The sequence below is a fragment of the Aeromonas sp. BIGb0405 genome, from assembly GCF_024807335.1.
Taxonomy (GTDB): domain Bacteria; phylum Pseudomonadota; class Gammaproteobacteria; order Enterobacterales; family Aeromonadaceae; genus Aeromonas; species Aeromonas rivuli.
Map to the genome: position 1 here is coordinate 850,121 of NZ_JANUEP010000001.1, position 25,228 is coordinate 875,348.

At 58.8% G+C, this 25,228-nt stretch carries 22 protein-coding genes and 5 tRNA genes; 10 read left to right on the forward strand and 17 right to left on the reverse strand.

Going from position 1 to position 25,228, the window contains the following annotated elements:
- Positions 1-2 precede the first annotated feature (2 nt).
- Positions 3-548: a chemotaxis protein CheD gene (locus tag M2366_RS03940; protein WP_259269016.1), complete on the forward strand. Its 546-nt coding sequence runs from the start codon at positions 3-5 to the stop codon at positions 546-548.
- 70 nt (positions 549-618) lie between these two features.
- Positions 619-1,671, forward strand: coding sequence for a chemotaxis response regulator protein-glutamate methylesterase (locus M2366_RS03945; RefSeq protein ID WP_042041340.1), 1,053 nt, complete (start codon positions 619-621; stop codon positions 1,669-1,671).
- A gap of 61 nt (positions 1,672-1,732) precedes the next feature.
- Here M2366_RS03945 and M2366_RS03950 read toward each other — a convergent pair whose 3' ends face one another.
- Positions 1,733-2,971 (reverse strand): cysteine desulfurase-like protein, encoded by a 1,239-nt coding sequence (locus M2366_RS03950; protein ID WP_259269017.1) that lies wholly within the window; start codon positions 2,969-2,971, stop codon positions 1,733-1,735.
- Between the two features lie 337 nt (positions 2,972-3,308).
- On the opposite strand from M2366_RS03950, the gene M2366_RS03955 reads away from it, so the two are divergent.
- The 6 genes from M2366_RS03955 (at position 3,309) to M2366_RS03980 (ending at position 5,855) form a co-directional block, all read left to right on the forward strand.
- A tRNA-Tyr gene (locus M2366_RS03955) sits at positions 3,309-3,393 on the forward strand.
- 41 nt (positions 3,394-3,434) lie between these two features.
- Positions 3,435-3,519 (forward strand) — tRNA-Tyr (locus tag M2366_RS03960).
- A 34-nt stretch (positions 3,520-3,553) separates the two neighbouring features.
- Positions 3,554-3,638 (forward strand) — tRNA-Tyr (locus tag M2366_RS03965).
- A 121-nt stretch (positions 3,639-3,759) separates the two neighbouring features.
- Entirely contained in the window at positions 3,760-4,035 is a 276-nt protein-coding gene (locus tag M2366_RS03970) for a hypothetical protein (protein ID WP_259236510.1), read from the forward strand.
- Between the two features lie 208 nt (positions 4,036-4,243).
- Entirely contained in the window at positions 4,244-5,605 is a 1,362-nt protein-coding gene (yegQ, locus tag M2366_RS03975) for a tRNA 5-hydroxyuridine modification protein YegQ (protein ID WP_259236511.1), read from the forward strand.
- A 1-nt stretch (position 5,606) separates the two neighbouring features.
- Positions 5,607-5,855 carry a YfhL family 4Fe-4S dicluster ferredoxin gene (locus M2366_RS03980; RefSeq protein WP_042041337.1) on the forward strand — a complete coding sequence of 83 codons (249 nt, stop codon included), beginning with the start codon at positions 5,607-5,609 and terminating at the stop codon, positions 5,853-5,855.
- A gap of 192 nt (positions 5,856-6,047) precedes the next feature.
- On the opposite strand, the gene M2366_RS03985 is transcribed toward M2366_RS03980, so the two are convergent.
- Complete coding sequence (locus M2366_RS03985; protein WP_224432319.1) at positions 6,048-6,455, reverse strand: DUF1090 domain-containing protein; 408 nt, start codon at positions 6,453-6,455, stop codon at positions 6,048-6,050.
- Positions 6,456-6,666: 211 nt separating this feature from the next.
- Between M2366_RS03985 and M2366_RS03990 the strand changes: the two genes are divergently transcribed.
- Both M2366_RS03990 and M2366_RS03995 read left to right on the forward strand, forming a co-directional pair.
- Positions 6,667-7,017, forward strand: a complete 351-nt coding sequence (locus M2366_RS03990; protein WP_042041335.1) for a DsrE/DsrF/TusD sulfur relay family protein — start codon at positions 6,667-6,669, stop codon at positions 7,015-7,017.
- Positions 7,018-7,403: 386 nt separating this feature from the next.
- Complete coding sequence (locus tag M2366_RS03995; RefSeq protein ID WP_042041334.1) at positions 7,404-9,050, forward strand: methyl-accepting chemotaxis protein; 1,647 nt, start codon at positions 7,404-7,406, stop codon at positions 9,048-9,050.
- A 69-nt stretch (positions 9,051-9,119) separates the two neighbouring features.
- On the opposite strand, the gene M2366_RS04000 is transcribed toward M2366_RS03995, so the two are convergent.
- The 15 genes from M2366_RS04000 to ftsH all read right to left on the reverse strand — a co-directional run bounded on the left by M2366_RS04000 (position 9,120) and on the right by ftsH (position 25,198).
- Complete coding sequence (locus M2366_RS04000; protein WP_259269018.1) at positions 9,120-10,340, reverse strand: MFS transporter; 1,221 nt, start codon at positions 10,338-10,340, stop codon at positions 9,120-9,122.
- 140 nt (positions 10,341-10,480) lie between these two features.
- A complete protein-coding gene (pnp, locus tag M2366_RS04005; RefSeq protein ID WP_042041331.1) occupies positions 10,481-12,628 on the reverse strand; it encodes a polyribonucleotide nucleotidyltransferase in 2,148 nt (715 codons plus the stop codon).
- A gap of 166 nt (positions 12,629-12,794) precedes the next feature.
- Positions 12,795-13,064 (reverse strand): 30S ribosomal protein S15, encoded by a 270-nt coding sequence (gene rpsO, locus M2366_RS04010; protein WP_005905044.1) that lies wholly within the window; start codon positions 13,062-13,064, stop codon positions 12,795-12,797.
- 128 nt (positions 13,065-13,192) lie between these two features.
- A complete protein-coding gene (truB, locus tag M2366_RS04015; RefSeq protein WP_224432316.1) occupies positions 13,193-14,143 on the reverse strand; it encodes a tRNA pseudouridine(55) synthase TruB in 951 nt (316 codons plus the stop codon).
- A 1-nt stretch (position 14,144) separates the two neighbouring features.
- Entirely contained in the window at positions 14,145-14,579 is a 435-nt protein-coding gene (rbfA, locus tag M2366_RS04020) for a 30S ribosome-binding factor RbfA (protein ID WP_042041328.1), read from the reverse strand.
- Positions 14,580-14,635: 56 nt separating this feature from the next.
- Positions 14,636-17,332 carry a translation initiation factor IF-2 gene (gene infB, locus M2366_RS04025; RefSeq protein WP_042041326.1) on the reverse strand — a complete coding sequence of 899 codons (2,697 nt, stop codon included), beginning with the start codon at positions 17,330-17,332 and terminating at the stop codon, positions 14,636-14,638.
- A gap of 20 nt (positions 17,333-17,352) precedes the next feature.
- Positions 17,353-18,855, reverse strand: a complete 1,503-nt coding sequence (gene nusA, locus M2366_RS04030; RefSeq protein ID WP_259269019.1) for a transcription termination factor NusA — start codon at positions 18,853-18,855, stop codon at positions 17,353-17,355.
- A gap of 14 nt (positions 18,856-18,869) precedes the next feature.
- Positions 18,870-19,328, reverse strand: coding sequence for a ribosome maturation factor RimP (rimP, locus tag M2366_RS04035; RefSeq protein WP_259269020.1), 459 nt, complete (start codon positions 19,326-19,328; stop codon positions 18,870-18,872).
- 168 nt (positions 19,329-19,496) lie between these two features.
- A tRNA-Met gene (locus M2366_RS04040) sits at positions 19,497-19,573 on the reverse strand.
- A 92-nt stretch (positions 19,574-19,665) separates the two neighbouring features.
- Positions 19,666-19,750: transfer RNA gene (locus M2366_RS04045), tRNA-Leu, on the reverse strand.
- 9 nt (positions 19,751-19,759) lie between these two features.
- The gene (gene secG, locus M2366_RS04050) at positions 19,760-20,086 is read right to left on the reverse strand and encodes a preprotein translocase subunit SecG (protein WP_005903953.1); all 327 of its coding nucleotides are present in this window, start codon (positions 20,084-20,086) and stop codon (positions 19,760-19,762) included.
- Complete coding sequence (gene tpiA / locus M2366_RS04055; RefSeq protein ID WP_224432313.1) at positions 20,087-20,851, reverse strand: triose-phosphate isomerase; 765 nt, start codon at positions 20,849-20,851, stop codon at positions 20,087-20,089.
- Positions 20,852-20,983: 132 nt separating this feature from the next.
- Positions 20,984-22,318, reverse strand: coding sequence for a phosphoglucosamine mutase (gene glmM, locus M2366_RS04060; RefSeq protein ID WP_224432312.1), 1,335 nt, complete (start codon positions 22,316-22,318; stop codon positions 20,984-20,986).
- A 17-nt stretch (positions 22,319-22,335) separates the two neighbouring features.
- Positions 22,336-23,181, reverse strand: a complete 846-nt coding sequence (folP, locus tag M2366_RS04065; RefSeq protein ID WP_259269021.1) for a dihydropteroate synthase — start codon at positions 23,179-23,181, stop codon at positions 22,336-22,338.
- A 64-nt stretch (positions 23,182-23,245) separates the two neighbouring features.
- Complete coding sequence (gene ftsH, locus M2366_RS04070; protein ID WP_042041318.1) at positions 23,246-25,198, reverse strand: ATP-dependent zinc metalloprotease FtsH; 1,953 nt, start codon at positions 25,196-25,198, stop codon at positions 23,246-23,248.
- Positions 25,199-25,228 lie beyond the last annotated feature (30 nt).

The following is a 25,228-nucleotide window of genomic DNA, read 5'->3' on the forward strand; positions in this document are numbered from 1 at the left end:
CCATGAGAGAGGTGACTCTGCAACCCGGCGAGGCCCTGTTTAGCCGGGAGCCTATGGTGATGCGCACCCAGCTCGGCTCCTGTGTCAGCCTGACACTCTGGCACCCACGCCACCACTGGGGCGGCATGTGCCACTTCATGCTGCCGAGTCGGCGCCATCGCGATCGACCGCTGAGCCAGAGGCAGATGGCACGGCAGAGACCTGACTCGCTCAATGGCAAGTATGCGGATGAGGCGCTGGCCATCTTGCTGCAAGGGGTTGCCAAAACGGGCTCAGCCCCCGGGGAATACGTGGTCAAGCTGTTTGGCGGCGGCAACATGTTCCCCCAGTTGGGGGGACGTCATGCCCCGGATATCGCCAGCCAGAATGTGGCGGCCGCCTGGGCGCTGGTCCGTGCTCAGGGCCTCGAGGTCAGCGCCCACGATCTGGGCGGCACAGGCCACAGGGCGCTTGTCTTCGAGCTCAATACCGGCCATGTCTGGGTCAGGCACAGTCCGTTGATACGGGATCCGGAGCGGGTCGATGAGCGTCGCCGCACCGGCCAATGAGGCCACAACAGCGCTGAACCTGCGGAAGCCGCCCCGCTAGCGGCCACGTTATGCGAATGAGGAGAGAGAGATGAAACAGATCACCGTCATGCTGGTCGATGACTCCGCCGTGGTCAGGCAGGTATTGCAGAGCGTGCTGGAGCGTGAGCCGGATATCAGTGTCATCGCCACCGCCTCGGATCCCCTCTTTGCCCTGGAAAAACTCAAGCGGGCCTGGCCGGACGTGATAGTGCTCGACGTGGAGATGCCGCGCATGGATGGCATCACCTTCCTGCAGAAGATAATGACCGAGCGACCGACCCCGGTCGTTATCTGCTCCTCCCTCACCGCGCGCGGCGCCGAGACCACCTTGCAGGCCATGGCGGCCGGTGCGGTGGATATCATCACCAAGCCGACCATAGGCCTCAAAGACTTTCTGCAAGAGTCCGCCCAGGATCTCGCCATGGCGGTACGGGCCGCGGCCATGGCCAATGTCAAACAGTTGCGCAAGGCACCGCTGGCCGTGCCCGCCAAGATCAGCGTTGATGCCTGGCTACCGGCGGGCGGCCAGGCCCTGGCACAGACCACGGAGCGCATCGTCGCCATGGGCACCTCCACCGGCGGCACCCAGGCCCTGGAGCTGGTACTCACCGCCTTGCCCAGGGTCAGCCCCGGCATCGTCATCGTGCAGCACATGCCGGAGAAGTTCACCGCCTCCTTCGCCGAACGGCTCAACGGCCTGTGCCAGATAGAAGTGCGTGAGGCCAGACACAATGACAGGGTGATCCCGGGGCTGGCCCTGATCGCGCCGGGTGGCAAACACATGCTGCTCAAGCGCAGCGGCGCCTACTACCATGTGGACGTCATGGATGGCCCTCTGATCAATCGCCATCGCCCCTCGGTCGATGTGCTGTTTCGCTCAGTGGCCAAATACGCTGGCAAGAATGCCACCGGCATCATCATGACCGGCATGGGAGATGATGGTGCCCGTGGCCTCAAGGAGATGCAGGAGGCGGGGGCCATCACCTATGCCCAGGATGAGGCCTCCTGCGTGGTATTCGGCATGCCCAAGGAGGCGATCAAGCTCGGCGCAGCCCGCCATATCGTCCCTCTCGATCAGATCCACCAGATTATTGCCAAATGAGAGACCCCGCTGTGGCGAACCGGCAGCGGGGTCTGATGGCGTGGCATCGCTGACTGCCGCGTTACGCCCCCGGCATGGCATCGAGCAGACTGAACAGCCTGTCTATTTCGGCATGGGTGTTGTAGTGCATGCAGCCGATGCGCAGTACCCCTCCCTCACCGACCCCCAGGGCCGCGATCAATCCCAGGGCATAGAAGTGCCCCGCCCAGCTGCATACCTGATGCTCCCCCAGATAGACAGCCATCTCGGCCGGCGTGTGGCGACTCGAGGTGAGGGCGAAGGTGGGCGTTCGCCCCTGCGCGCCATGGATACCATGCAGGCTCAACCAGGGACGCTCTGCCAGCTTGGTCAGTACCTGCTCGCTGAGCTGCTGTTCATGCCCCTGGCTGCGGGCAAAGGCGAGATCGAGCCGCTCTTCCAGGGAAGCCTCCTCCGCCTCCAGACCAGAGAGGGAGGCCAGGTAGTCAATGGTCGCCTCCAGCCCGGCCAAGGCCTCCCAGCTCTGGGTGCCCGTCTCCCACTTGTAGGGCGAGACGTTCTTGGCCGGTTCCACCTTGTAGGGGGTCAACCGCTCCAGATGGCGATGCTTGCCATAGAGGATCCCCAAGTGCGGACCGAAGAACTTGTAGGCCGAGCAGCCGAGGAAGTCGCAATCCCAGGCTTGCACATCGATGCGCTCATGGGGCGCAAAGTGCACCGCATCCACATAGAGCAGGGCACCCGCCTGGTGTACCGCATCGGCGATGGTGGGAATGTCCACCAGGGTGCCCGTGGTATTGGAAGCGGCGGTCACGGCCACCAGCCGGGTACGCGGGCCAAGCAGGCTCAGCAGATGATCCATGTCGAGGCCGCCGCTGGCGGTATCCACCCGCACCTGATGGACGATGGCGCCGCGATCCTCGGCCGCCTGCTGCCAGCTGGAAACATTGGAGTAGTGATCCAGGGCGCTGACGACTATCTCATCCCCCGCCTGCCACTCACGGGCCAGGGCACGGCTGAAGGCGAAGGTGAGGCTGGTGAAGTTGGCGCCAAACACTATCTCCTGCCAGCTGTCGGCACCGAGCAGGGTCGCCGCGGCCTTGCGGGCACGCAACGCCTGTTGCTCCGTCTCCCGGCCCGAGAAGAAGGTCCCCCCCAGATTGGCGTTGAAGCGCCCCAGATAGTCGGTCATTGCCCCCAAGACACGATGGGGAACCTGGGCACCCCCAGGGCCGTCGAAGAAGAGTGGGGATTTGCCATCGATCAACTGGTTGAGGGCAGGAAACTGGCCGCGCAGGACGGCGACATCGAGAGGCTGCATAGGATCACGTTCCATGTAACAGTTAGATAACATGGCGAGATTAAGATCAGGTAGCAGCAAAGTCCACACCCAAACCCATCCGCCATCACATTCACAGAACAAAGAGAGTAAACCAGCATAAAACACTACCAACAATGACTCGTCCCCCGAGATGACAAGGCGACAGCCTCGACTTCCTGCCCGGTTAGCTGTGTTTTTTTTGTTCTGAAGCCTATGAAAAGATTGAATTTTGAACGGCCAATATCAAAAAATGAGCGACTCGCATATTTTTCTACATTGATTGCAAGTTTGGGGTTCACAAAGCCGTGGGATCTGTTAGTATGCGCCTCGCACTTGAGGAGGGGTTCCCGAGTGGCCAAAGGGATCAGACTGTAAATCTGACGGCTCTGCCTTCGAAGGTTCGAATCCTTCTCCCTCCACCATTCAAGTGTGATGAGATAGTACAATCAGGAAAATACCCCGTGGAGGGGTTCCCGAGTGGCCAAAGGGATCAGACTGTAAATCTGACGGCTCTGCCTTCGAAGGTTCGAATCCTTCTCCCTCCACCATCTTCCTGAAATAAGTGGCTTTTAATACCCCTGTGGAGGGGTTCCCGAGTGGCCAAAGGGATCAGACTGTAAATCTGACGGCTCTGCCTTCGAAGGTTCGAATCCTTCTCCCTCCACCATCATTCAAGAAAACCCGGCCTAGCGCCGGGTTTTCGCTTTCTGTCCCTGTCAGATCTGACAATTGCCCGTTATGTAAACTGCCCGGATAGTAAGCCCTGATATTCGCAAGGCAGGCGCATCATGCTGGAAGTGTGGGATGAACAGGGTTATCACTCAGGCCTGAGCCTGGAGCAGTTGCAGATCCATATCAGTCGCTACAGCGGCGAACTCATGGTGCGTTATCGCAACCGCATCGGCCTGTCGAGCACCCTGTTTCTGACCGTGCGTAATGGCCAGCCGTTGCAGCGCTTCAAACAGAACAGCCCTCCCCTTGATTGGCACTGGTTGAGCCTGGCCCTGCACCCTCAGGCCCCGACCATGCGCCCCACCACTCTGTTGGTCAGCCCCCCGCAGTAACGCGGCTCACTGACACCGACAAGACAATCCTCTCTCCTTCACCTACCCGGGTTAATTGCGCCCGGGGAGCGGCAAGAGTACAATCTCGCACCCTTATTGGGATGTCATGGCCTTAACCCTCCAGAGGGTGCAGCGCTGTGCCGTCATCCTTATTGCGATGCCACTCGGTGGCGTCGCCCTGATTTGCAATCAGACCAGCGAGATAATCATGTTCAGACCAGAATTGCTCTCCCCCGCCGGGACCCTCAAAAATATGCGTTACGCCTTCGCCTATGGCGCCGATGCCGTCTATGCCGGCCAGCCGCGCTACAGCCTGCGGGTGCGTAACAACGAGTTCGACCACGACAACTTGCGCCTGGGCATCAACGAAGCCCACGCCCTCGGCAAGCAGTTCTATGTGGTGGCCAACATCCAGCCCCACAACTCCAAGCTCAAGACCTTCGTGCGCGACATGCGCCCGGTGATCGAGATGGGACCGGACGCCATCATCATGTCAGATCCCGGTCTCATCATGATGATGCGCGAAGCCTTCCCCCACATGCCCATTCACCTGTCGGTGCAGGCCAATGCGGTCAACTGGGCCACGGTAAAGTTCTGGCATCAAATGGGCCTGACTCGCGTCATCCTCTCCCGCGAACTCTCCCTGGACGAGATCGAAGAGATCCGCATGCAGGTGCCGGAGATGGAGCTGGAAGTCTTCGTGCACGGCGCCCTGTGCATGGCCTACTCCGGCCGCTGCCTGCTCTCTGGCTACATCAACAAACGCGACCCCAACCAGGGTACCTGCACCAACTCCTGCCGCTGGGACTACAAGGTTCACGAAGGCAAGGAGAATGAGGTGGGCCAGATAGTGCATCGCCAGGAGCCCATTGCGGTGCGCCCGGACAACACCCTGGGACTCGGCAAGCCGAGCGATGCGCTGGTACTGCTGGAAGAGGCCAACCGCCCCGGCGAGTACATGACGGCGTTCGAGGACGAGCACGGCACCTACATCATGAACTCCAAGGACCTGCGCGCCGTCGAGCACGTCGAGCGCCTGACCAGGATGGGAGTCCACTCCCTGAAGATCGAAGGCCGCACCAAGTCCTTCTACTATTGCGCCCGTACCGCTCAGGTCTATCGCAAGGCCATCGACGATGCCGTCGCCGGTCGTCCCTTCGATCCGACCCTGATGGGCACCCTGGAGAACCTGGCCCACCGTGGCTACACCGAGGGCTTCCTGCGCCGCCACAACCACAGCGAGTACCAGAACTATGACTATGGCTACTCCATCTCCGACACCCAGCAGTTCGTCGGCGAGATCACCGGTCGCAATGGCGACATGGTGGAAGTGGACGTGAAGAACAAGTTCCTGGTCGGCAACAGCCTGGAGTTGATGACCCCCCAGGGCAACCTCAGCTTCAATCTGGAGCAGATGCAAAACCGCAAGGGCGAGCTGGTCGACACCGCGCCGGGCAACGGTCACATCGTCTATGTGCCGGTTCCCCAGGAGATCGACATCAGCCACGGGATATTGCTGCGCAACCTGGGCGATCGTCAGGACAGCCGCAACCCCCATACGGCAGCCTGAGATGGCGCTGCTCATCACCGACAAGTGCATCAACTGTGACATGTGCGATCCCGAGTGTCCGAACCAGGCCATCAGCCTGGGTGAGGCCATCTACGAGATCAATCCAGACTTGTGCACCGAATGCGTCGGCCACTATGAGAAGCCCACCTGCATCAGCGTCTGCCCCATCGACTGCATCATCTGGGATCCCCAGCGGGTGGAGAGCGAAGCGCAGTTGATGGAGAAGTTTGTGAAGCTTCATCGCAGCTGACTGGCCAGAGATGGGCAAACAGTGAGGCCGGGCAATGCCCGGCCTCACTGTTATCCGCCACCATCATGGCTGGCCCGCCTCGCGGCCATCCCAGCCACGGCGCTGTCATCGCACCGAATAGAGCCATCCACATACACATAGGAGACCCCTACTCTGAGCAAGGCGTCAGCGGAGCCCGGAGGCAGTCAGTGTTCACTTACTCTTGCTATCGACCAGGGCACGCAAGGCTCCATTGTGGATCTGCTCCTGCTGATATTTGGCCTGAGCCTCATCGAGCTTGGTCTGCTTCTTGGCGATCTTGTCCGGCTTGCCCTCCACCCGGGCACTCTGCAACTCACTGAGCCGTTCGTCGACCTTGGTTTTCAACTCGGCCAGCTTGCTGTCACTCTCTTTGAGCAAAGCGCCATCGTCACAATAAGCCTCGACATTATTGAGCGCCTCCTGCAAGCCAGCGACCTGGCGATCGTTGTCATGGGCGCGAGCCTCGCTCAGAGCCGAGATAAGGGCATCACGCTTGGCAGCACACCCCACCGCAGGGGCCGCCACCACAGGTCCCGCCAGCCAGAACCCCAATGCCAGCACGGCTATCCTCTTGTTCATTTTCCACCTCTCGTTCACCGTCGTTCCGTGAATGATGCTCATCCAACTTCAAGCACACTGCTCATTCACCACCTTTTAAATGATGTTCATCTGACCTCAAGGGCACCTCGCAGGTCAAGACTGCACGAAAGTGGTGCGACACGGTTTGCGCAACATCATGATGGGGATCATCAGGGCGATCTACAATGGGGCTTTGTCATCAGGAGCTTCCATGAGCCAACAGATACTGATCATCGCCAGCGGTGCCCCCTATGGCAGCGAGTCCCTGTTCAACGCCCTGCGCCTCGGCTTGGCACTGCAGGAAGAGGGGGCCAGCCTCAGGCTGTTTCTCTTGTCGGATGCGGTGGGGGCCGCCATCGCCAGTCAGGCCCCGGCCGAGGGCTATCACCTGCGTCAGATGCTGGACATCTTGCTGGTGCAAGGGGCCGAAGTGCGATTGTGCCAGAGCTGTTGTGATGCCCGCGGCATTGGCACCCTGCCGCTTATCGAAGGGATCCGCATCGACCGCCTGCCGACCCTGGCCCAATGGACAGTGGCCGCCGACAAGGTACTGACCTTCTAGATTGCCAGGGGTGAGTCATCACTTACCCCTGAGCTAGCCTGCCTTGACCCCTTGACACTGCGCGGTCAAAAAACAAGCCAATAGTGACTAATCAATAATCATTTCGCTGTGTGGTTTCATGCGCAACAAGCCTTGACTTCCCCCCTTCCCGTACATAAAGTGCCCAGCCTTTGCAGCCCTTTGAGGCCTATGGAACCCCCTGTTCCCATGCCCAACAGGACGATTTTTTTGGCCAATGGCATCCGTTACACAAGCCTGGCCCTGCACTGACAATAAAAATGAACCGGTCGCCTCAGGCGGCCGTTTGGCTATTTCGGGATGAATAAGCGAAACCTGACTCCCTCGACTCTGGGTCGAGTCTTTCTGCCTACCGTTCCGGAACAGCGATGTCATTGATGAACATGAATATTGGTAAGAAGCTGAGCGTCGCCTTCGCGACCTTCGGCCTGATGATGGTCGCCATCGGCGGCTTCTCTCTGTTGCAATTTGACCGCATCAACAGTCGCTCACTCGAGCTGACCGATGCCATCATTCCCAGCATCAATCGCGTCAATGACATGGGGCAGACGGTAGCCAACTTGCGTCGCTTCGAACTGAGCTACCTGCTGGTCGATGAGAACCCAGCCCGTCAGGCGGAGTACGGCAACCAGATGCGCAGCGAAATAAGCAAGATCACGGGACTGCTGGACCAGTATGGCAAGACGCTGTTCGATGCCGAAGAGACACGCCGCTATCAGGCAGTCAGCGCCAACTGGCAGCGCTATCTGGCATTGCACGATGCCGTCATGGCACAACTGGCCCGGGGGGAACATGCCGCGGGTACGGAGCAGTTCCTGGCAGGCGCCCCGACCTATGTCGCACTCCATGATGCGGTCGAAGGGTTGATTGCCCAGAACCGCTACTATGCCAAGCTCGGCCGTGATGAGTCCCAGAGCACCTACGAGAGTGCCCGCACCGTCCTCCTCCTCACCCTGCTCCTCGCCATCCTACTGGTCATCGTCTTCGCCACCCTGCTGACCCGCCAGATCCGCGATCCCATCGTGCTGTTGGCCAAGCAGGCCAAACTGGTTGCCGGCGGTTATCTGGGCCGAGGCGAGCTGTGCGATTACATCGATGCAGGCAAGCTCAATCGGGATGAAATCGGCGAGCTGGCCCTGTCGGTGCGCCAGATGAAGGAGGGGCTCAGCGATCTGGTCAACGAGATCGCCACCTCGGTCAGCCAGCTCAGCACCTCGGTAGGCGAAGTGAGCGCCATCTCCGAACAGTCCGCCCTGGGGATACGCCAGCAACAAGGCGAGATAACCCAGGTGGCAACTGCCATGAACGAGATGCAGAGCACTGTGTTCGAGGTGTCCCGCAACACCACTGATGCCGCCAACGCCGCCCAGCATGCCTCCCAGGCTTCCATGGCAGGCCAGGCGGTGGTACAGAGCGCCATCGGCAGTATCGAGCAGGTCGCGGGCAAGATGGGTGAGGCAGGTCAGGTAGTGCAACAACTCGAGCAGGAGAGCGCCAATATCGGCCTGGTACTGGATGTGATCCGCAGCATCGCCGATCAGACCAACCTGCTGGCACTCAATGCCGCCATTGAAGCCGCCCGTGCCGGCGAACAGGGCCGAGGCTTTGCCGTGGTCGCCGATGAGGTTCGTACCCTGGCCAGACGCACCCAGGACTCCACCGCCGAGATCCATAAGATGATAGAGAGCCTGCAGAGCCGTGCAGCGCTGGCGGGCCAGGCCATGCACAGCAGCCATGCCCAGATGCAGACCAGCGTCGAACTGGCGCAGGATGCGGGCCAGAGCATTGCCAGGATCCATGAAGCGGTCACCCGGATCACCGACATGAACACTCAGATTGCCAGCGCTACCGAGCAACAGAATTCGGTCACCGCCGAGCTCAACCACAACATAGTGAACATTCACAATGTCTCGGATGAGAATGCCAAGGGGGCACAACACACCGCTCAGGCCTGCACCGAGCTGAGTCAGCTTACCAGCCACCTGCAGCAGCTCACCCTCCGCTTCACCCTGTAAAGCATCCAGATGAGTAAAGGCCGGGATCTGGGATCCCGGCCTTTTTCATGTGGTCTGATGGGGCCTCAGCTATTCGCGGGCGGGCACCGACTGCAGCTCGGTCGGGCGCGGCATGCGGGTGCCCCACTCATAGAGCGCCAGGATAGCGAGGCAGAGCAGGGCCATCAGCCCGTAGAGCCAGCCACCGCCCCAGTTTGCGATCATCCAGCCCCCGAGCAGGGCACCCATGGCGACCCCCATGCCAGACATGGAGGCCGCGCCGAAGTAACTGCCTTTGAGGTGTGCCGGTGCCATCTGGTCGATCAAGACATTGAGCAGCGGGAACAGGATGCACTCCCCCACGCTCAGCAGCACCACAGCCACCAACCAGTGCCACCAGATGGCGGTATCACCCAAGGCAAACAGCAGCTGGGCACCGAGAAAGAGGGCGACCCCGAGCTGCAACCTGTGCTTGATGCGCCAACTTGCGGTCAGGTGCAGCAGCGGGAACTGCAGTATCACGATGGTCAGCGCATTGGCGGTCACCAGCAGACCGATGAGCCGCTCCACCTCCGGTGTACCCGCCCGGGTCAAATATTGGATAAGCGGCGACTCGAACTGGGCGTAGACCAGCATCAGCAACACGTTGGCCAGGGTCAGCAGCAAGAAGCCGCGATCCCGGGCCAGCACCCTCAGCACGGCGCGCATGCCGGGACCGGCCGTGCTGCCAGCCCGGCAACGGGCCAACCTAAAACCGATGAAGAAGGTGACTCCGAGCAGCAGATAGCTGATGCAAAGCAGCAGGAAGGTCTCCTGGCGGGCACTCAAGCCATAAGTGACCCCAATCAGGGGACCAATGGCCGCCCCCAGGTTGAGCAGAAAATAGCGCAGGTGCAGCGCCAGTTCGCGGGCCTTGGGCTCGGCCAGGCTGTCGGCCATCAGCGCCTTGCCCGGTGAGTCGATGAGTCCGTAGGAGAGGCCGCTGCCAATCACCCCGAGTGCCAGCCAGGCGACTTGGTGGGAGAGGCCAAGCAGGCCGAAGCTGAGCGCAGAGACCAGGCAGCCGAACAGCAGTATGTTGCGCCGCCCCCACTTGTCCGACAGCCAGCCGCCATAGAAGCTCACCAGGGTCGAGAGGGCCGCCGTGGCCCCCAGGATGAGGCCGATCAGGGTCGCCGAGAGCGCATAATCGCGATAGAGCAGGATGGAGAGGAAGGGCCAGACCATGAAAAAGCTGGTGCGCACCATGAAGGTGCCCAGGATCACGATCCAGACGAGCGGGGGAAATTGCCTGAGATAGGCCCACGACATACTGCAACTCCTTATGACAGCTTGAGAGCGGGTCGTCCGTTATAACAATGGGCTTCAAAAGAAACAATGAAATTGGCACAGATAACATCCAGACACAAAAAAGCCGACCCTGAGGTCGGCTTTTTCACAGCACAGATGCCTTACTCGGCAGCTGGCTCTTCGGTGGCGGCAACGGCCACATCGGCGGCCGGAGCGGCAGCCTCGGTCGGTGCATTCGCTTCCTTGATGGAGAGACGCACACGGCCTTGACGATCCACTTCCAGTACCTTGACCTTGACCACGTCACCTATGGTCAGGTGGTCGGCCACGTTCTGTACGCGGGCATCGGTGATCTGGGAGATATGCACCAGACCGTCTTTACCCGGCAGAATGTTGACGAAGGCACCGAAATCGGCCAGACGCACAACCTTGCCTTCATAGATGCGGTTCACTTCGATCTCGGCGGTGATCGCCTCGATGCGACGGATGGCTTCCATGGCGGCTTCGTTGGCAACGGCGGAGATGCGGACAGTACCGTCATCATCCAGCTCGATGTTGGTGCCGGTCTCTTCGGTCAGGGCACGGATCACGGAGCCACCCTTGCCGATCACATCCTTGATCTTCTCAGGATTGATCTTGATGGTGTGGATACGCGGTGCGAAATCGGAGATCTCGCTGCGCGGAGCCTGGATGGCTTCGTCCATGACCTTCAGAATGTGCAGGCGAGCGCCACGAGCTTGCTTGAGGGCAATCTCCATGATCTCTTTGGTGATGCCTTCAATCTTGATGTCCATCTGCAGCGCAGTGATGCCCTGAGTGGTACCGGCAACCTTGAAGTCCATGTCACCCAGGTGATCTTCGTCACCCAGGATGTCGGACAGCACCACGAAACCTTCTTCTTCCTTCACCAGACCCATGGCGATACCAGCAACGGAGGCCTTGATCGGCACACCCGCATCCATCAGCGCCAGGGAGGAGCCACAGACGGAGGCCATGGAGGAGGAACCGTTGGATTCGGTGATCTCAGAGACCACACGCACCACATACGGGAACTCGGCGGCGCTCGGCATCACGGCAGCAACGCCGCGCTTGGCCAGACGACCGTGACCGATTTCACGACGCTTCGGGCTCCCCATCATGCCGGTCTCACCGACGCAGTACGGCGGGAAGTTGTAGTGCAGCATGAAGCGGTCGGCACGGTGGCCGGTCAGCTCGTCAATGTTCTGGGCGTCACGCTCGGTACCCAGGGTCGCAACGACCATGGCCTGAGTCTCACCACGGGTGAACAGGGCGGAGCCGTGAGCGCGCGGCAGTACGCCGGTGCCAACGTGCAGGGCACGGATCATCTCTGGATCGCGACCATCGATACGCGGCTCACCACGAACCACACGACCACGGACGATGCGGCTTTCCAGATTGTGGAAGGCTTCACCAATCTTCTTGGCATCGGCTTCCACGCCGGAGGCGATAACCTGCTCGACCACACGCTGCTTGATGGCACCGATGGCGGCGTAGCGCACGGCCTTCTCGGTGATGCGGTAGGCTTCACCCAGTTCAGCGGTTGCCAGCTCGGCAATCTTGGCCTTCAGCGGCTCGTTGACGGCAGGCGGGGTCCAATCCCATGGCTGGGTAGCCACGTCGGCGGCGAATTCGTTGATGGCATTGATCGCAACTTGCATCTGCTCGTGGCCATAAACGACCGCGCCCAGCATCACTTCTTCGGAGAGGATGGCCGCTTCGGATTCCACCATCAGCACCGCGTTGGCGGTACCGGCAACCACCAGATCCAGATCGCTCAGGGGCAGTTCGGTGGTGGTCGGGTTCAGCACATACTGACCGTTCATGTAACCGACGCGAGCAGCACCGATAGGGCCGCCGAACGGGATGCCGGAGGTGGCCAGGGCGGCGGAGGCACCGATCAGGGCAACGATATCAGGGGACACGGCCGGGTTCACGGACATGACGGTGGCAACCACCTGAACCTCATTGAGGAAGCCTTCCGGGAACAGCGGGCGGATAGGGCGGTCGATCAGGCGGGAGATCAGGGTCTCACCTTCGCTGGGACGGCCTTCACGACGGAAGAAACCACCCGGGATACGACCAGCAGCATAGGTACGCTCCTGATAGTTGACGGTCAGCGGGAAGAAATCGCGACCGTGGTCGGCCTCTTTCTTACCAACAACGGTCACAAATACGCAGGTATCGTCCATGCTGACCATAACGGCCGCAGTGGCTTGACGGGCCATCACACCGGTTTCCAGTGTGACGGTGTGTTGACCGTACTGGAATGACTTTACAATAGGATTCACGTGAATTTCCTTTTGACAATTTGGCTCTTTAAATTCGCGTGCAAGTATACTTGATCCGAACCAAAAGGTAAGCGCTTACCTGAATTGAGTGATAAGACAACAGCTTGCGAAGCAATAAAAAAGGGGAACCTCGCGGTTCCCCTTTTTCGCAAAATCTGATTGTCGATTAACGACGCAGACCCAGCTTGGCGATCAGAGCAGCATAACGCTGAACGTCCTTACGCTTCAGGTAGTCCAGCAGCTTACGACGCTGGGAAACCATGCGCAGCAGACCGCGACGACCGTGGTGGTCTTTGGAGTGCTGTTTGAAGTGACCTTGCAGATGGTTGATCTGGGCAGTCAGCAGGGCAACCTGAACTTCAGGAGAGCCAGTGTCATTGGCGCAACGAGCGTTGTCAGCAACGATGGAAGCTTTGATCTCAGCATTTAGAGACATAATGTTACTCCGATAGAGTGTTTAAAGAATCACAGCCAATCTCTAATTCAGCCGTGAAATGAGGGCGGTATCATAATCGCAGCGACCAGCTAACGCAATGGTTAACTCGGCCCCCACCTTATCCGCCATTAATCTTCGTCGTGATAGCGCACCAGACGCTTGGGAGCGACTCGCCCTTCGTCGTCGATCTCGCCCACCCCGATGAACTCGCGCTCCGGGCCGACCGTCATGCGGACCTGACCACTTTGCGGGCTACCCGCCACCTGCACCGCCTGACCCTGGTTCACGTAGGCGGCGACGGCCGTCAACATGTTCACCTCGGGCAGGGCTGCGACCGCGGTATCCATCGGCAGCAGCAAGGGATCGAGCTGCTCGCGGGGTGGCACGCTCTCGGCCTTGGTCTGCTCGAAGATGCACTCGAGCTGCTCCAGGGTCAGCATCCGATCATAGGGATACTGCGCCACTTGCGTGCGACGCAACGCGGTGACGTGCGCGCCACAGCCCAGCACCTCCCCCAGATCATCGACCAGGGTACGAATGTAGGTGCCCTTGCTGCAATGCACCTCAAGCTTCACTTCATCGCCCTCAAAGCTGAGCAGCTTGAGTTCGAAGATGGTGATGGGGCGCGCTTCCCGCTCGATGACGATGCCTTCACGGGCATATTCATAGAGCGGGCGGCCATTGTGCTTGAGGGCCGAGAACATGGATGGCACCTGCATGATGGGGCCGCGGAATTGATCCAGCGACTCTATCAGGGTCCCCATGGCCACGTTCACGGCACGGGTGGTGACCACTTCGCCGTCGGAGTCGCTGGTATTGGTGCGCTCGCCAAGCTTGGCGGTCACTTCATAACGCTTGTCCGCTTCCAGCAGATACTGGGAGAACTTGGTGGCCTCGCCGAGGCAAATCGGCAACATGCCAGTCGCCAGGGGATCCAGGGCACCGGTATGGCCAGCCTTGGCGGCGTTGTAGATGCGCTTGACCTTCTGCAACACATCGTTGGACGTCAGCCCGGTCGGCTTGTCCAGCAGCAGGATGCCGTGTACGTCACGGCCCTTGAAACGACGTTTACGAGACATCTCAGGCTTTATCCTCTGTGCTGTCATCGGCGGCGGGCGTTTCGTCTTCACGGCCGGCTTCGGCCATGCGACGCTTGTCGTCACGCACGGTATTGGACACCAGGTTGGAGATGCGCATCCCTTCGACCAGAGTCTGGTCGTAGTAGAAACGCAGCTCGGGTACCACGCGCAGACGCATGGCACTGCCGAGCAGGCTGCGGATGTAACCGGCCGCCTCGGTCAGGCCCTTGAGCCCTTCCTTGATACGCTCGCCGTCATTCTCCAGCTGCAAGAAGGTGACATACACCTTGGCGTAGTTAAGGTCCTTGGACACTTCCACGTCCGAGACGGTTACCATGCCGATACGTGGGTCTTTCACCTCACGTTGCAGAATGAGCGCGATTTCGCGCTGGATCTGCTGGCCGACCCTGTTGGTCCGGCTGAATTCTCTGCCCATATTTCTATCCTGCGATAAAAGGGGGCCGCAGCCCCCTATTTTGTCGTGCTCTCGGCTTACAGAGTCCGTTGAATTTCAACAGTCTCGTAAACTTCGATCTGGTCGCCTTCGCGTACGTCATTGTAGTTCTTGACCGCGATACCACACTCGTAACCGTTGCGGACTTCGTTGACGTCATCCTTGAAGCGGCGCAGGGATTCCAGCTCGCCTTCATAGATGACCACGTTCTCACGCAGTACACGGATACGGTTGGAGCGCTTGACCACACCTTCGGTGACCATACAGCCGGCAACGGCGCCGAACTTAGGTGACTTGAAGACGCTACGCACCTGAGCCAGACCGATGATCTCCTGACGATATTCAGGAGCCAGCATGCCGCTCATGGCCTGCTTCACTTCGTCGATCAGGTCATAGATGACGGAGTAGTAACGCAGATCCAGGTTCTCGGCTTCGATAACCTTGCGAGCGGAAGCGTCGGCACGGACGTTGAAGCCGACCAGGATACCGCTGGAAGCGGCAGCCAGGGTGGCATCGGTCTCGGTGATGCCACCGACGCCGGAGCCAACAATCTTGACCTTGACCTCTTCGGTGGACAGCTTGACCAGCGCATCACAGATGGCTTGCACTGAACCCTGTACGTCGGCCTTGATCACCACGTTCACTTCGGACACTTCGCCCTCGGTCATGTTGGCGAACATGTTCTCCAGCTTGGCCTTCTGCTGGCGAGCCAGCTTGACTTCGCGGAACTTGCCCTGACGATAGAGCGCCACTTCACGGGCTTTCTTCTCGTCACGTACCACGGTCGCTTCGTCACCGGCAGAGGGAACCCCGGACAGACCCAGGATTTCGACTGGCAGGGAAGGACCCGCTTCCTTGATCTCACGACCCAGTTCGTCACGCATGGCACGAACACGGCCGTATTCCAGACCACAGAGCACGATATCGCCCTGGCGCAGAGTACCTTCTTGTACCAGTACGGTCGCAACAGGACCGCGACCCTTGTCCAGGAAGGACTCGATCACGACGCCGTTGGCCATGCCATCGACCACCGCTTTCAGCTCCAGTACTTCGGACTGAACCAGGATGGCTTCCAGCAGATCGTCGATGCCTTCGCCAGACTTGGCGGAGACGTGCACGAACTGGCTGTCACCACCCCAATCTTCGGACATGACGTTGTAGCGGGACAGCTCGGTCTTGACGCGATCCGGATCCGCTTCTGGCTTGTCGATCTTGTTGACCGCAACCACGATGGGGACACCGGCCGCCTTGGCGTGCTGGATGGCTTCGATGGTCTGCGGCATGACGCCGTCATCGGCCGCCACGACCAGGACAACGATATCGGTCGCCTGAGCACCACGAGCACGCATGGAGGTAAAGGCCGCGTGACCCGGGGTATCCAGGAAGGTGATCATGCCACTGTCGGTTTCGACGTGGTAGGCACCGATGTGCTGGGTAATGCCACCGGCTTCCCCTGCGGCAACCTTGGCTTTACGGATGTAGTCGAGCAACGAGGTCTTGCCATGGTCAACGTGACCCATGATGGTGACCACGGGAGCGCGCGGCTTGGCTTCGGAGGTCTCGTCACGATCGGACAGTACCGCCTCTTCCAGTTCGTTCTCACGGCGCAGCACAACCTTGTGGCCCATCTCCTCGGCAACCAGCTGAGCGGTTTCCTGGTCGATGACCTGGTTGATGGTGGCCATGGCGCCCATCTTCATCATTGCCTTGATGACTTCGACACCCTTGACGGCCATCTTGTTGGCCAGCTCGGCCACTGTGATGGTCTCGCCGATGACGACGTCACGGTTGACCACGGCAGCCGGCTTGTTGAAGCCGTGCTTCATGGCGTTGGGCATGGCCATCTTGCCGCGCTTGCCCTTGCGAGCACGCGGGTCACGGGAGTTGCGATCATCTTCGCGGCGACCCGGTTTCTTGGGCGCACTCTTGGCTGCGGCGGCGGTACGACGGCTGGTCTCTTCTTTGCGATCCAGTTCGTCTTCGGCTGCTTGCGCATGCTTGTTGGTGGTCAGGTGGTAGTCGCTGCTCTCTTTGGCGCGAGCGGCTTCTTCCTCGGCCCAGCGGGGGCCGTTCTGTTCCGCCATGATGCGAGCCTCTTCGGCTTTCTTCGCGGCGAGTTCTTCAGCCTTGGTCAAGGCTGCTTGTTCCTGTTGGCGCTTCAGTTCTTCTGCTTCGCGCTTGGCCATCTTTTCTGCCTCTTGCTGAGCTGTGCTACCGGCTGCTTTAGCGGGCTGTTGAGCCTGCTTGGCCTTTGATTGTGCCTCGGTGCGCGCCTTTTCCTCAGCTTCACGACGAGTTTGCTCAGCCGCCAGGCGAGCCTTCTCTTCAGCCTCACGGCGAGCCTTTTCTTCGGCTTCGTGACGGACTTTTTCTTCTGCTTCCAAACGCGCTGTTTCCTCGGCTTCCGTCTGGCGCTGCTCATCTTCGAGCGCCGAACGTCTTACATAGGTGCGAGACTTACGCACTTCTACCTGCACTTCTTTATTCTTGCCGCCAGTACCTTGAACATTCAGGGTGCTCTTGGTCTTGCGCTGCAAGGTCATGCGGGCAGGTGCGAGCGTCTCATCACCGCCATGCTGTTTCTTCAGATGGGCCAACAGAGTCTGCTTCTCAGACTCGCTGACCAGATCGTCGGCCTTGCTCTTGCTGATACCGGCGTCGACAAACTGCTGGAGAAGACGATCAACCGGTGTGTCGATGTCAGTGGCAAGTTGTTTGACTGATACTTCTGCCATTCATTATCCTCCGTTTGATCTTAACTAGACTGCTCTTCTCCGAACCAGCAGATGTTGCGAGCAGCCATAATCAGCTCCCCCGCCTTCTCCGCGGTCAGTTCTTCAATATCAGCAAGGTCATCGATGCCTTGCTCTGCCAGATCTTCCAGATTGCCAATACCACGGGCGGCCAATGCATAAGCCATTTCGCGGTCAAGGCCTTTGAGACCGAGCAGTTCTTCGGAAGGCTCAACACCTTCGAACGATTCTTCTTTGGCCAGGGCCTGAGTGGTCAGAGCATCCTTGGCACGGGTGCGCAGCTCTTCGACCATCTCTTCATCCAGACCGTCGATAGCCAGCAACTCGTTGACCGGTACGAAGGCAATCTCTTCCAGCGTCGAGAAGCCCTCTTCCATCAGCAGACCGGCGAAATCATCGTCGATGTCCAGGGTGCTGGTGAACAGGGTCAGGATGCGGTCGTTCTCGGCCTGGTGCTTGGCACGCATGTCCTCGACGGTCATGACGTTCAGCTCCCAACCGGTCAGCTGGGACGCCAGACGCACGTTCTGACCGTTACGGCCGATGGCCTGGGCCAGGTTGGCCGCTTCCACGGCGATATCCATGGTGTGGTTGTCTTCATCAACGATGATGGAGGCTACATCAGCCGGTGCCATGGCATTGATCACGTATTGAGCCGGGTTGTCATCGTACAAGACGATGTCAGCGCGCTCGCCACTCAGCTCGGCGGAAACCGCCTGCACACGAGCGCCACGCATGCCGATGCAGGCACCGATAGGATCGATACGACGATCGTTGGTCTTGACCGCGATCTTGGCGCGGGAACCCGGGTCACGGGCGGCGCCCATGATTTCGATCATCTCTTCACCGATTTCCGGTACTTCGATGCGGAACAACTCTTTGATGAACTCGGGGCTGGAACGGCTGACGAACAGCTGGGAGCCACGCGCCTCAGGACGTACCGCATAGAGCAGACCACGAATACGGTCGCCGGGACGGAAGGTCTCGCGCGGCAGCATGTCGTCACGGAAGATCACGGCCTCGGCATTGCTGCCCAGATCCAGGATCACGTTGTCACGGTTGCTCTTCTTGACCACACCACTGATGATGGTGCCTTCTTTGTCCTTGAACTGATCCACGACCTGGGAACGCTCGGCTTCGCGCACTTTCTGCACGATAACCTGCTTGGCGGTCTGGGTGGTGATACGGTCGAAGGTGACAGAGTCAATCTGGTCTTCAACATAGTCACCGATCTGGATCTCGGGGTCATCGATCTGAGCCGCTTCCAGGGTGATCTCGCCGTAGGCGTTCTCCATGGAAGCCTGATCGGCGACCACAATCCAGCGACGATAGGTATCATAGTCACCGGTCTTGCGGTCGATCTCGACGCGAACTTCGATCTCGCCTTCATATTTCTTCTTGGTCGCCGTCGCCAGCGCAGTTTCCAGCGCCTCGAAGATCTTCTCGCGGGGCACGGCTTTCTCGTGTGACACGGCGTCAACGACCAGCAAAATTTCTTTATTCATATCCGATAGCCTCGTTAACCAAAGTTCGGCACTATGTTCGCTTTTTGGATATTGGTGAAAGCGAACAGCTCGTCCTTACTATCCACCGTCAGGGTGATGGTATCCCCCTGCACGGCTTTGATTACGCCTTTGAACTTGCGGCGGTTATTTGTTGCCATTCGAAGCTGCACCGCCGCCTCCTGGCCAACGTATTTTTCGAACTGGGCAACCTTGAACAGGGGGCGATCCAGACCGGGAGAGGAGACTTCCAGGTAGTACTCCTCAGTGATGGGATCTTCAACGTCCATGATGGCACCGGTCTGACGGCTCACCTCGGCGCAGTTTTCAACGGTCACACCCTGCTCGCTATCGATATAGACACGCAGGGTTGAGTGTTTACCCGCACGGATAAACTCCACACCCCAAAGTTCAAAACCCAAGGCTTTGATAGGCGCCTCGAGCAGATCGGTCAAACGCTGTTCCAACGTAGCCAAAGTTACCCTCCGAAAAAAACAAAAAAAGGGCATATAGCCCAGATGAAGTACAAAGTCAGAGTAAATTGCACATAACAAAAAGCCCCGATGTCAAATCGGGGCTTGGCGCTGTACCCTGATTGTCGCCTCGCAGCGACCGCTTTCCTGAGCGAAGGAATGCGTGAAATTTGGTTGCGGGGGCCGGATTTGAACCGACGACCTTCGGGTTATGAGCCCGACGAGCTACCATGCTGCTCCACCCCGCGTCCGAAATCGTGCGAGATTATAGCCTTATCAATCTTTTCGTACAAGAAAGAAGGGCCATAATATACTTGGTTACCCAAGCTCACTACTAAATTGGTGCCGTGGGCGGGACTCGAACCCGCACACCCTAGAGCACTACCCCCTCAAGATAGCGTGTCTACCAATTCCACCACCACGGCAAAACTCACTCAGTTGGGAACGTCGGAATCTTTCTTAACCGGCGTTTCAGTCTGCTCAACCTGTTGGGTTTGTTGCAGATTTTCCCACTCGCTACCCTGTTTCGCTTTATGACCGGACATAGATCCAAGCACCAAGCTGATAACAAAAAACAGAGTTGCCAAAATTGCTGTTGTACGGGTCAGGAAATTACCTGAGCCGCTGGAGCCGAATACGGTATTCGATGCCCCTGCGCCGAAGGAGGCGCCCATGTCAGCCCCTTTACCTTGCTGTATCATCACCAGACCAATCAGAGTCAGTGATACCAGCAGATAAACGACTAAAAGAATTTCGTACATTTAACTTGCACCCTTTGCCGCTTCAACAATTCCTAAGAACGCCTGGTCATCGAGGCTTGCTCCACCAATCAGACCGCCGTCAACGTCGGGCTGGGCAAACAAATCTCTCGCATTGGCCGGTGTCAGGCTCCCACCATAGATGATTCTAACTTTATCACCTATTACCGGAGTATCCTCCGCCAAGCGACCACGAATGAAGGAATGAACCTCTTGTGCCTGCTCGGGTGTGGCGCATTTACCTGTGCCTACAGCCCAAATCGGCTCGTAGGCGATGATAGCATTATCGAAAGCCATCGCGCCATTCTTCTCTAGGACTATGTCCAGCTCCTCAGCTATCACCTCGAAGGTACGCCTCGCCTGCCTTGCCGCCCCTGACTCACCCAAACAAAGGATGGGGATCAAGCCTGCCGCTCTGACGGCCGCGAACTTCTCCGCGACTATGAAACTGGTTTCTCCAAAGAGACGCCTACGCTCGGAGTGCCCTACAATAACGTATCGACACCCTGCCTCAATCAACATCTCACACGAGACTTCCCCCGTATAAGCGCCTGATTTGTGCTGACTCACACTCTGAGCCCCCAACTTCATCAAATGCTGCTCTGCGAGCAGATTCGACGTGAAGTCAAGATGCACATGGGATGGACACAACACAGTTTCAACGTCATCACTCAACCCCTTGAGGCAAGCGGTGGTGAATCTTTCTAACTGCGACCTGCTACCGTGTAACTTCCAGTTGGCTGCTACAAACGGCTTCCGATTTCCCATCGGCAAACTCCCTTGCGAAAGCGAGGCAGATAATATCCAGAGGACATTGAACTGACAAGCGCTATTTATGATTTTTCGAATCGTTTGAACAAGATACAACCAGGGCGGTGTAAAAACCGCCCTTATCGCTCATTAAAACGCCGATTTTACCTGTTGGGCAATGCGTTCGGCCATGTCACGGACCTGCTCTTCTTGCTCACCTTCCACCATGACACGGATCAAAGGCTCTGTACCTGACTTACGTAGCAGTACCCGCCCACGACCAGCCAGCTCTTGCTCCACCCGCTTCACCTCGTCGAGCACGGCGGGCGAGGTCAGGGGATCCTGCCCTTCGGCAAAGCGCACGTTGACCAGTATCTGGGGGAACTTGCTCATGCCAGAACGCAGTTTGGCAAGAGGCATCTCGGCGGTACACATGGCGGTGAGCACCTGCAGGGCGGCGACGATGCCATCTCCGGTGGTGGTTTGATCCAGGCAGATGATGTGGCCCGAGTTCTCGCCGCCGATGCGCCAACCTTTCTCGTTGAGCATCTCCAGTACATAGCGATCACCCACCTTGGCACGGGCAAACGGGATCCCCAGGGTCTGCAGCGCCAGCTCCAGGCCCATATTGGCCATCAGAGTACCGACCACACCGCCCTTGAGGCGGCCGTTACGCAGGGCGTCGCGCGCAATGATATAGAGGATCTCATCCCCATCTATGATGTAACCCGCATGATCGACCATGACCAGACGGTCACCATCACCATCAAAGGCGATACCCAGATCAGCCTTGGTTTCCAGCACCTTGGCGACCAGGGCCTCGGGCGCGGTGGAGCCAACCCCTTCATTGATGTTGAGGCCATCCGGGCTGCAACCGATGGCGATGACTTCGGCCCCTAACTCGCGAAATACGGAAGGCGCGATGTGATAAGTGGCACCATGACCACAATCTACCACCATCTTGAGCCCTTCCAGGCTGAGATGGGAGGGGAAGGTGCTCTTGCAAAACTCGATGTAGCGACCGGCGGCATCCTCGATGCGCACCGCCTTGCCAAGCTCTGCCGATTCGACGCACTTGAGCTCGTTGTCGAGTTCTGCCTCGATGGCCAATTCGACCTCATCTGGCAACTTGGTACCGTCGGCGGAGAAGAACTTGATGCCGTTATCGTAGAAGGGGTTGTGGGATGCACTGATGACGATACCCGCTTCGGCGCGGAATGTGCGGGTCAGATAAGCCACCGCCGGTGTGGGCATGGGGCCCATCAATATCGCTTTGAGGCCAGCGGCCGAGAGGCCAGCTTCCAGGGCCGACTCCAGCATGTAACCAGAGATACGGGTATCCTTGCCGATCAGCACCTTCTTGGTACCCTTCTTGGAGAGCACCTTACCGGCGGCCCAACCCAGCTTCATCACGAAGTCCGGAGTGATAGGGTATTCACCCACCTTGCCGCGCACCCCATCGGTGCCAAAGTATTTTCTAGCCATGGTTTGTTCTCGTTATTTTATTTGGAGATAAAATCATTTCCCGTCATTGCCAACCAACCGATGCGTAGCGCATCCATGGTAGCGCGCACGTCGTGCACCCGTATGATGCGAGCCCCCTGTTGCATCCCTATCAGGGCGCAAGCCAGACTGCCGGCGAGGCGCTCGTCGACATGGCGACCCAGCAAGCTCCCTATCATAGACTTTCGCGACATCCCCACCAAGAGCGGCAGCCCATAATCGAGCAAGTCAGCTTGCCTGGCGAGCAGTTGGTAATTGTGTGCGAGAGTCTTGCCAAAGCCGTAGCCGGGGTCGAGCAACAACTGCTCGCGGGGGATGCCAGCGGCGAGACAGGCGGCAATACGCTCATCGAAGAAAGCCCTCACCTCCCCCAGCAGATCATCGTAATGAGGCTCGGCCTGCATGGTTCTTGGCTGTCCTTGCATGTGCATCAGGCAAACGGACACGTCAGCCTGCGCCGCAGCGGCCAGGGCTCTGGGCTCCAGCAGGGCACGCACATCATTGATGAGGTGACCGCCAGCGGCGCACCCCTCGCTCATCACTATGGCCTTGGAGGTATCGAGGGAGATCATCACCTCCAGCTCGCTGGCGATCCGCTCTACCACAGGCACCACCCGATCCAGCTCTTCTTGCTCGCTCACATCGGGAGCACCGGGGCGAGTCGACTCTCCCCCTATGTCGATCAGGGTAGCGCCATCGCTCACCATCTGACGGGCGTGAGTCAGCGCCTGCTCTATCTGATTGAAGCGCCCACCATCGGAGAAGGAGTCCGGAGTCACATTGAGGATCCCCATGACATGGGGGCGGTCGAGGGAGAGGCTGATCCCCTTGCTGGATAACTGCATGATCGAATCCATTTTCATCAATGAAAAAACCCCGGGCGAGCCCGGGGTTTGAGAGAGATAAATCTTATTTGGCCGGAACGTCGTTGGCTTTGTCGATATCGACATTCGCCTCTTTCGGCTCTTCGGCTTTCACCTCTTCAGGCTCGGCCTTGGTCGCACTGCCACCGTTTGGTGTGTCGCCACTGTGATCGTCATGCCAGTTGCTGGGGGCACGTACCTCGCGACGGGCCATCAGATCGTCGATCTGCTTGGCGTCGATGGTTTCGTACTTCATCAGCGCATCCTTCATGGTGTGCAACACATCCATGTTGTCCATCAGGATCTGCTTGGCACGATCATAGTTGCGATCGATGACCAGTTTGATCTCGGCGTCGATGACCCGGGCAGTATCATCGGACATATGCTTGGCCTTGGCCATGCTACGGCCGAGGAACACCTCGCCATCTTCCTCTGCATAGAGCATGGGACCGAGACGCTCGGACATGCCCCACTGGGTCACCATCTTGCGTGCGATGTCGGTGGCGCGCTCGATGTCGTTGGACGCACCGGTCGATACCTTCTCGGCACCGTAGATCAGCTCTTCCGCCAAACGGCCGCCGTACAGGCTGGAAATCATGGACTCCAGATGCTGCTTGGAGTGGCTCCAGCGATCTTGCTCCGGCAGGTACATGGTCACACCCAGGGCACGGCCACGGGGGATGATCGAGACCTTATAGACAGGATCATGATCCGGCACCATACGACCGATGATGGCATGACCAGCCTCATGATAGGCCGTCATCTCCTTCTCGGACTCCTGCATCACCATGGAGCGGCGTTCGGCACCCATCATGATCTTGTCCTTGGCCCGTTCGAACTCGGACATGGAGACCACACGGCGGCTCTCACGCGCCGAGAACAGGGCGGCTTCGTTGACCAGGTTGGCCAAGTCGGCACCGGAGAAACCCGGGGTACCCCGTGCAATGACGGCCGCATTGACGTCATCGGCCAACGGCACTTTACGCATGTGCACTTTCAGGATCTGCTCGCGGCCACGCACATCCGGCAGACCAACCACGACCTGGCGGTCGAAACGGCCCGGGCGCAGCAAGGCAGGATCCAGCACGTCAGGACGGTTGGTGGCGGCGATGACGATGATGCCTTCATTGCCCTCGAAACCATCCATCTCAACCAGCATCTGGTTCAGGGTCTGCTCACGCTCGTCGTGACCACCACCCAGACCGGCGCCACGCTGACGACCGACCGCATCAATTTCATCGATGAAGATGATGCAGGGCGATGACTTCTTGGCTTGCTCGAACATGTCGCGTACCCGGGAGGCACCCACACCAACGAACATTTCGACAAAGTCGGAACCCGAGATGGTGAAGAAAGGCACCTTGGCCTCCCCCGCAATGGCCTTGGCCAGCAGGGTCTTACCGGTACCGGGCGGGCCGACCAGCAACACACCCGTCGGGATCTTGCCGCCCAGCTTCTGGAACTTGGAAGGATCGCGCAGATAGTCAACCAGCTCCTTCACCTCTTCCTTCGCTTCGTCACAGCCTGCGACGTCACCGAAGGTGGTCTTGATCTGCTCTTCACTCATCAGGCGAGCCTTGCTCTTGCCAAACGACATGGCACCCTTGCCACCGCCGCCTTGCATTTGACGCATGAAGAAGACCCAGACACCGATCAGCAACAGCATCGGGAACCAGGAGATGAAGATGGACGTCAGCAACGACGGCTCTTCCGGCTTCTCACCCATGACCTTCACATTGTGATTGAGCATGTCGTTGAGCAACTGGGGATCCGGCGCCGGAATGATCGTCTGGAAACGTTCACCGGTGCGCTTGACGCCATTGATGACCTTACCGTCCATCCGCACTTCACGGATCTGCTCTTGGGCCACTTCTTTTACAAAGCTGGAATAGTCCAGCTGGCGACTGGTGGTATCACTGGGGCTGAAGCTGTTGAATACCGACATCAGCACGACGGCGATGACCAGCCACAGGATTAAGTTTTTCGCCATGTCACTCAAATCAGTAACCTCGCAGACTGACAGTTAACG

Bases quoted from the DNA above. Each gene is read 5' to 3' on its own strand.
- M2366_RS03995 (WP_042041334.1), top strand. From the start codon at position 7,404: ATGTCATTGATGAACATGAATATTGGTAAGAAGCTGAGCGTCGCCTTC.
- infB (WP_042041326.1), bottom strand. From the start codon at position 17,332: ATGGCAGAAGTATCAGTCAAACAACTTGCCACTGACATCGACACACCG.
- M2366_RS03945 (WP_042041340.1), top strand. From the start codon at position 619: ATGAAACAGATCACCGTCATGCTGGTCGATGACTCCGCCGTGGTCAGG.
- M2366_RS03980 (WP_042041337.1), top strand. From the start codon at position 5,607: ATGGCGCTGCTCATCACCGACAAGTGCATCAACTGTGACATGTGCGAT.
- rpsO (WP_005905044.1), bottom strand. From the start codon at position 13,064: ATGTCTCTAAATGCTGAGATCAAAGCTTCCATCGTTGCTGACAACGCT.
- rbfA (WP_042041328.1), bottom strand. From the start codon at position 14,579: ATGGGCAGAGAATTCAGCCGGACCAACAGGGTCGGCCAGCAGATCCAG.
- M2366_RS03990 (WP_042041335.1), top strand. From the start codon at position 6,667: ATGAGCCAACAGATACTGATCATCGCCAGCGGTGCCCCCTATGGCAGC.
- M2366_RS03970 (WP_259236510.1), top strand. From the start codon at position 3,760: ATGCTGGAAGTGTGGGATGAACAGGGTTATCACTCAGGCCTGAGCCTG.
- M2366_RS03985 (WP_224432319.1), bottom strand. From the start codon at position 6,455: ATGAACAAGAGGATAGCCGTGCTGGCATTGGGGTTCTGGCTGGCGGGA.
- folP (WP_259269021.1), bottom strand. From the start codon at position 23,181: ATGCAGTTATCCAGCAAGGGGATCAGCCTCTCCCTCGACCGCCCCCAT.
- M2366_RS03940 (WP_259269016.1), top strand. From the start codon at position 3: ATGAGAGAGGTGACTCTGCAACCCGGCGAGGCCCTGTTTAGCCGGGAG.
- nusA (WP_259269019.1), bottom strand. From the start codon at position 18,855: ATGAATAAAGAAATTTTGCTGGTCGTTGACGCCGTGTCACACGAGAAA.
- M2366_RS04000 (WP_259269018.1), bottom strand. From the start codon at position 10,340: ATGTCGTGGGCCTATCTCAGGCAATTTCCCCCGCTCGTCTGGATCGTG.
- truB (WP_224432316.1), bottom strand. From the start codon at position 14,143: ATGTCTCGTAAACGTCGTTTCAAGGGCCGTGACGTACACGGCATCCTG.
- glmM (WP_224432312.1), bottom strand. From the start codon at position 22,318: ATGGCTAGAAAATACTTTGGCACCGATGGGGTGCGCGGCAAGGTGGGT.
- yegQ (WP_259236511.1), top strand. From the start codon at position 4,244: ATGTTCAGACCAGAATTGCTCTCCCCCGCCGGGACCCTCAAAAATATG.
- tpiA (WP_224432313.1), bottom strand. From the start codon at position 20,851: ATGGGAAATCGGAAGCCGTTTGTAGCAGCCAACTGGAAGTTACACGGT.
- M2366_RS03950 (WP_259269017.1), bottom strand. From the start codon at position 2,971: ATGCAGCCTCTCGATGTCGCCGTCCTGCGCGGCCAGTTTCCTGCCCTC.
- secG (WP_005903953.1), bottom strand. From the start codon at position 20,086: ATGTACGAAATTCTTTTAGTCGTTTATCTGCTGGTATCACTGACTCTG.